The following is a 568-nucleotide window of genomic DNA, read 5'->3' on the forward strand; positions in this document are numbered from 1 at the left end:
TATCTGGATAAACACTATGTCATTAACATTGGGCGAAACGAACTGCGTGTGGTCGCAATGCTCTTTTTTGAAACGCAAAAATGCTACATACGCCATGTGTTTACCCATAAGGAATATGACATCTTCACGGCGGCGCATCGAACTAAGGGGAAAAAATGATGGTGATTGCAGATATACTGAAAGCGGGTGAAAAGTTAACGGCAGTTGCGCCTTTTTTGGCGGGTATTCAGAATGATGAGCAGTACGCAGAGGCGCTGGCGTTTGTCGATCATCTGCTGTTAAACGATCCTGATAATCCCTTACTGGATTTGGTTTGTGCCAAAATCAGCGCCTGGGAGAACGCGTCACCAGAGTTTGCGGAGTTTAATGCGCAACGTGATGTCATGCCGGCAGGGCTCTCTGTGATCCGTACTCTTATGGATCAATACGGTCTTACACTGTCTGATTTGCCAGAGATTGGCAGCAAGTCGATGGTGTCGCGCGTGTTAAATGGGCAACGCAAACTCACGCTGGATCATGCCAAAAAGTTGGCTGCCCGATTTGGTATTTCACCAGCGTTATTTATTGA

At 46.8% G+C, this 568-nt stretch carries 2 protein-coding genes; both read left to right on the plus strand.

The genetic code is table 11. The features are described 5' to 3' along the window. Positions 1 to 159: type II toxin-antitoxin system HigB family toxin (locus NNN71_RS24940; protein ID WP_271459615.1), on the plus strand; the 159-nt coding region annotated here is incomplete at its 5' end. Further along, a partial coding sequence (locus tag NNN71_RS24945; RefSeq protein WP_271459614.1) for a helix-turn-helix domain-containing protein occupies positions 156 to 568 on the plus strand: 413 nt, incomplete at its 3' end. The genes NNN71_RS24940 and NNN71_RS24945, both read left to right, overlap by 4 nt.

The organism is Kluyvera sp. Awk 3, from assembly GCF_028069715.1.
Lineage (GTDB): Bacteria > Pseudomonadota > Gammaproteobacteria > Enterobacterales > Enterobacteriaceae > Kluyvera > Kluyvera georgiana_A.